Annotated in this window: 5 protein-coding genes and 1 pseudogene; 2 read left to right on the forward strand and 4 right to left on the reverse strand. The window is 43.7% G+C overall.

The genetic code is table 11. The features are described from left to right. Nucleotides 1-738 precede the first annotated feature (738 nt). Complete coding sequence (locus PLH26_RS17230) at nucleotides 739-915, forward strand: helix-turn-helix transcriptional regulator (RefSeq protein ID WP_324587272.1); 177 nt, start codon at nucleotides 739-741, stop codon at nucleotides 913-915. Between the two features lie 11 nt (nucleotides 916-926). Here PLH26_RS17230 and PLH26_RS17235 read toward each other — a convergent pair whose 3' ends face one another. After that, nucleotides 927-1,256, reverse strand: a complete 330-nt coding sequence (locus PLH26_RS17235) for an MmcQ/YjbR family DNA-binding protein (protein WP_324587273.1) — start codon at nucleotides 1,254-1,256, stop codon at nucleotides 927-929. A 144-nt stretch (nucleotides 1,257-1,400) separates the two neighbouring features. Here PLH26_RS17235 and PLH26_RS17240 point away from each other — a divergent pair, with 144 nt between their 5' ends. Continuing rightward, nucleotides 1,401-3,230: a six-hairpin glycosidase gene (locus tag PLH26_RS17240; RefSeq protein WP_324587274.1), complete on the forward strand. Its 1,830-nt coding sequence runs from the start codon at nucleotides 1,401-1,403 to the stop codon at nucleotides 3,228-3,230. Between the two features lie 261 nt (nucleotides 3,231-3,491). Here the strand turns inward: PLH26_RS17240 and PLH26_RS17245 are convergent, their stop codons facing one another. The 3 genes and pseudogenes from PLH26_RS17245 to PLH26_RS17255 form a co-directional block, all read right to left on the reverse strand. Beyond that, the gene (locus tag PLH26_RS17245; protein WP_324587275.1) at nucleotides 3,492-4,184 is read right to left on the reverse strand and encodes a porin family protein; all 693 of its coding nucleotides are present in this window, start codon (nucleotides 4,182-4,184) and stop codon (nucleotides 3,492-3,494) included. A 365-nt stretch (nucleotides 4,185-4,549) separates the two neighbouring features. Then, a complete protein-coding gene (locus PLH26_RS17250) occupies nucleotides 4,550-5,248 on the reverse strand; it encodes a 3-keto-disaccharide hydrolase (RefSeq protein WP_324587276.1) in 699 nt (232 codons plus the stop codon). A 127-nt stretch (nucleotides 5,249-5,375) separates the two neighbouring features. Beyond that, a pseudogene (locus PLH26_RS17255) lies at nucleotides 5,376-5,710 on the reverse strand (family 20 glycosylhydrolase); the annotation flags it as partial.

Here is a 5,710-nt window from a genome sequence, read left to right on the forward strand (position 1 = left end):
ACGAACTGCCCTTTTTTGTCTCATTTTAGCTTATTTTAGTCGGACAATAGTGATTTGTAATATAGTTTCTGTTATTTACAGAAAAAGTATCCATCAAAGTGATATATGTTTCGACATTGGGTAAACTATCAAAGATATAAAGCTTATGTGAACTCTGGTTCTCAATAACAACTTCAGATCCTTTTTGTGGTGGATCATATACACATGATTGAAAAGCAATTGTAAATAATAAAACAAAAATGTGAAATTTCATATCTGAGTGATTTAAACTTTATGGATAAATAGATGGAAGTGGAATTGGATGAGTCCTTCTAAAGAATATAAACTTAAGCAAATTAAAATTGCTAATGTTCCGGACAGGATAATTAGTAAAATTCCAGTTAGAATTGAAATAGTTGTTTGATAAATAATTAGCCCAGGTTTCAGTCCAAAAAAGAGAATGCCCGCTCGGACTAAATGTAGCACTAGCAAGACTTTCTTTGCCAATTATTTGATAAAATCCATCCATTCCTACATACCATAATTTTGATTGCAGAACATGACCAAATTCATGAGCTAATAAATTCCAGGTTCCGTACCGACTCATTTGAGTAAATGCACCTTTACCAACAGCTATGCCAAACCCAGGAAGCGTTATACCACCAGATCCAGATCCCTGCCTCAGTGACAAAGATTCATATATTCTGATCTTCTCAAATCGTCCAACGTACTTGACAGAAATTTGTTGATTAAGGATATTTGCTGTTTCTTAAATACGCCGCGATGGACATTCCTTACAGCGAAGTAGCAGATAGAATGAACCTGGGCAGACAAAGTGTTACTGATTACCAAAAGAAACTGTACAAAAAATTTGGAGTGAATTCAAGGATAGGAATGGTGTTGCTGGCGGTTAAATATAAGATGGTGGAAATTTAATGCTGCACTATTCAACGCTTTTTCTTTTTCCTCACCAGGTTGTACGAGTCATCAATCCATTCTTTCAGTATTGCCGATGAGGCCGAGCCGTCAACAATAATAGTATTCCAGTGCTTTTTGTTCATGTGATAGCCGGGCAGTACACAGGTGTATTCCGCCCGGAGCTCTTCTGCTTTATCCGGATCGCATTTTACATTGAATTGCGGTTGTTCTGCATCCAGCGATAATAAGAGGAATATCTTCCCCTCCACTTTAAATACCAAAGTATCCGGTCCGAAAGGAAGTGATTCTTCCACTTCTTCTTTCAATATGCAGTATTCCCGTATTTGTTCAACGTTCATGTGATATATTTTCAATGGTCAAAATTAAACCTTTCATCTTTCTGCATAGGAAAGCTATTGTATATATTTGGATCCATTAATATCATTATTATGTTCTGTTCAACCCATAGCAAAATCATTTGTGTCATATGCCTGACGGTTATTTTGTTACCTGCATATTTATTTGCCCAAACCGGGAGCGCCTCCGAGCCCGTTCGCTATGTGGGCGGAGTGACCATTGACCCGTCGGTGCATGAAGGCCGGCTGCGTTGGGCCGTTGGCGCCGAAAGCATACAGGTGATGCGTGCCAACCGGCAGCATGGCGGCATTGACGCAGATTCGGGCTGGACCTATAATCATGCCCCTAACCTGGCCTACCGGAACGGGAAATTTTACCTGCAGTATCTCAGCAACCCGGTTGATGAACATATTGCGCCCGGACAAACATTGCTTGTTACCTCGGCCGATGGCAGGAACTGGAATAAGCCACGTATTTTATTCCCGCCCTATCATCCACCGACAGGAGTAAAAATACCGCAAGGTTATAACGGGTATATGATGCACCAGCGCATGGGATTTTACGTGGCGCCAAACGGGCGTTTACTCACGCTGGCATTTTACGGGCACACGGAAGAGCCTTTCCAGGAAGGCGGCATAGGCAGGGTAGTACGGGAGATATACCAAGACGGGAGTTTCGGGCCTGTATATTTTATCCGCTATGAAAGTCATGCCCGATGGAACGAAACCAATACCGGTTTTCCTTTTTATACTCAATCAAAAGATACCGGTTTTATAGCCGCCTGTGATGCATTGCTGAAGAACAAGCTGATGGTATTACAGTGGAAGGATGAAGATGACGGTAATGATGCCCTGTATGCCGGAAACAGGAATGGCGATCATCTTTCCGCCTTGTCTTATTTCCATCGTAAAGACGGCAAAGTGGTGATGCTCTGGAAAAAATCAAAGGCCGCTTTATCGGATGATGAAGGCGCTACTTTTTCCGTGCCGGTTAAAGTACCTACACTTATTATGTCCGGTGGCAAAAACTGGGGACAAAAAACGGAAGACGGCAGGTATGCCATGTGCTATAATCCTATAGATAACTCTGAATACCGTTATCCTTTAATTATAGTGACGGGCAATGACGGAATTATTTTTGATGATATGCTGCTGGTACAGGGTGAAGTGCCGCCCCGGCGGTTTTTTGGCAGGTGGAAGGATTTTGGTCCCTGCTATACAAGAGGCATAGTGGAAGGCAACGGCAACCCGCCGGGAAATGACATGTGGATCACCTACAGCATGAACAAGGAGGACATGTGGATTACGCGGCTGCCCGTTCCCGTTGCTTACAGTGTGAGCACACCGGTAAACGACAACTTTAATCAGCTTGGGGTAGGTGAAGCCATTTCCAACTGGAATACATATTCCCCGCAATGGGCGCCAGTTACAGTAGCGGATTTTCCCGGTGTAAAGAATAAAAGTCTGCAGTTAACGGATGAAGACCCTTATGATTATTCCAGGGCCATAAGGGTTTTTAAAGAAACCACTAAAGCGGATCTGCAGTTCAGGATATATGCCGGGCAAAGCGATCATGGTGAATTATCTGTTGATGTAACCGACCGGTATGGCAACCGCCCCGTTCGGATCAGTTTTAACAGCAGTGGGGAAATTGAAGTGGTAAACGGAAGCCTGCCTGTAAAGGTTGGAAAATATGAACCAGATACATGGTATAATTTCCGGGTTACCGTGAACGCAGATGTAAAAGGTTCATTCGATCTGTTCCTGGACGGTAAAAAAGTACTGTCACGGGCAGCATTAGCCGAAGCAGTAAAATCGGTGGAGCGGATCTCTTTCAGAACCGGGCCCTACAGGGATATTCCGAACCGCAGAACACCCAATGAAGAACCCGGACCTCCATTACCCGGCGCTGATGAAAAAGTTGCAAAAGCAGTGTATTATGTGGATGATGTTGAAGTGGTAAGTAGTGAGAGGTGAGTTGTCAATAGTGAGAGGTGAAAAGTAAAATGAGAGTGAGAAGAAAGAGATCAGTGTGAATACGTCGTTAGTAAGCCTAAGCTGAATGCTCACAGCTGATAGCCCTGACTAAATGAGCGATGAAACGTGAAAGGATAGAGGTGGAGGCTGGAATGGATTATCGTTTCACGTCTCACGTTTGTCGTCTCACGCAATGAAAGATGAGAAGCCAACTCACAATTGACTCCTCACCATTCACAATTGCCCCGGTGGTTCACCACTTTATAATTTAACCCCAACGGTAAAGCTCAGTACCCGGTGCTTGTTCAATTCATCATCCGAGCTGCCGGTGCCGGATTGTAATTTAGCCAGCCCTAATCCATAATTAACGGAAAAAACCGCACGCTTACCTTCAACGCCTGCTGTACCATTAAGCCCGTAGTCAAAACGCCTCATAATACCATAGCCGGATCCTTCTTCTCCGCTGGTAAACGGGTCATCATCCGAAAATTTAATGTTCTGTGTTCTGCTGAAATCCGCACCCAACAGCTCACCTTCTATTTTATTTTTTCCACCCACACCAATGGCGGCATACGGGCCGGCTCCAACAAAAAACCGGACTTCTTCATCCAGTGGAATTTTAATAACAGCATTCACAGGTACCTCAATATAATAAGGCCGGGTAGAAACCCTGTACCAGTTATCACCCGATGTATTGCCCGATTCGAGCTTTGAACCTTTGCCCGTAAAAAACACGCCGGGCTGAATGGCAAAGAAAGGACCAACAGGAAGATCGGCCTGCAACCCCGCATGAAACGAAGCAAGCGTTCTCGAATCATCTACCTGGCCGTCTTTATTAACAGAAATATTTGCCAGGTTTAATCCGGCCTTTACGTAGACAGAGGATTTTTGCGCCTGTACAGCCAGACTGCTCATCAGAAGCAATGCACCAAGTGCTGCAATAGTCTTTTTCATAATGTACTGTTTTAGTTATTAGTCTCTTTTTCAAAAGTCCTGCCAGCTTTATGCATGTTAGTGGGAGATATAAGAGCGAATGATGCCGGAAAGGAGATAATTATATTTAAGCAGATGATATACAGTTGTTGATCTCAATGCTTTCAAACGCAAAAAGATAATTTGAAAATATTTTACAGGAATGTATCGTTTGGATTATACTGTAAATTTTAAAAGCTGCAGTCCTGTTTAAACATCAGGGAAAGATGGCCTGATGCTGTGGAAAAAAAGCCCCGGCTATATGAAATATTTTTTCCGTTATTGCATCAGATAGGTAAAAATGTGAAGCGGGATCTTATAAATAATTCTTGGACAGCAGGCAGCCTTCATTTGTCATTAACAGCCGCAGATAATTTTGTAATGGGTGTTAGTTCAACCTTACGAAATTCTACTTCGGCACCTTCAGCCTGTAAAGCGATCCGGCCCTTTTCTGCTGTGCAGTTAAAACCGTCATTTACCAGGTCGCTGTTTACCCATACCCGTATGGAGTTTTTCAGGCACTCCACTACCATCGTGTTCCATTCTCCCAACGGCTTTTCTGATCCGTCTGTTAAATTGAGTATTCTTCTGTTTTTACCTTCCGTTATGCCCCAGTCTGCTTTTGGTCCACGGCGTTTTTCCATATCAGGCACGGCTATGTCTTCCACAATACACCAGAAATCACCAGCGTTTTCATGCATCATTTGCACTTCAATGGATTTGGGGAACATTTTATAAAGCGAGCGGGGAGTAGACGCAAATACCAATACGCCGCAGTTACCGGGCTTACCCGCAAAGCGGTATTCTACCTGCAACCTGAAATTTTGGTAAACAGAATCTGTGATCAAATGACCATTGGGCTTGCCTAAACTTACCAGCGATCCGTGTCTTATGATAAAAGGATTTTTTGCCAGCGCATTGGTATCCATTTCCGGAACATCTATATGCCAGCCACTTAAATCGCGGCCATTGAACAGGCTGTACGGGCCCGTTTGGCACAAGGCTGCTGCGGGCAGCAAAAAGATAAGGAAGAAAATAACTTTCATATACGTTAGTATTAAGATGGAAAGCTGTTGCCGGGTTTAGCTTTGCCTGTCATACGAATGTATGAATACTATAACTGCCGACAGCTGTGCGGCACAAAAGGTTTAACCGATTTTACCGATCCTTTGTTTATGGCAGCTTATTGATCTCCTGGTAAAGCACCCGGAAGCAATCCCATGGCGTATTGCCGGATGCAGAAGCATTTTCTGTATTGCCATAAAACCCTTTCAGGAAACCATTGGCGCCCGACCACACGGTTTGCACCATTCCCTGAAACCGCGGCTTCATTTCAGAAGTTGATCCCTGCCTGAAACTGATCATATCGTTGAGCTGGCTTACCGCAATGGAAGGGTTTCGCCAGGGGCAGGTAACCACATCAAATCCTTTCATGGCAAAATAAACCGCTGTTTTATCGGGCCGTTCATAGGGCCAGTCGCATATTACAATATCTTTGGGGATCATAT

The sequence above is a fragment of the Agriterribacter sp. genome (genome assembly GCF_035444585.1).
Classification (GTDB): Bacteria; Bacteroidota; Bacteroidia; order Chitinophagales; family Chitinophagaceae; genus Agriterribacter.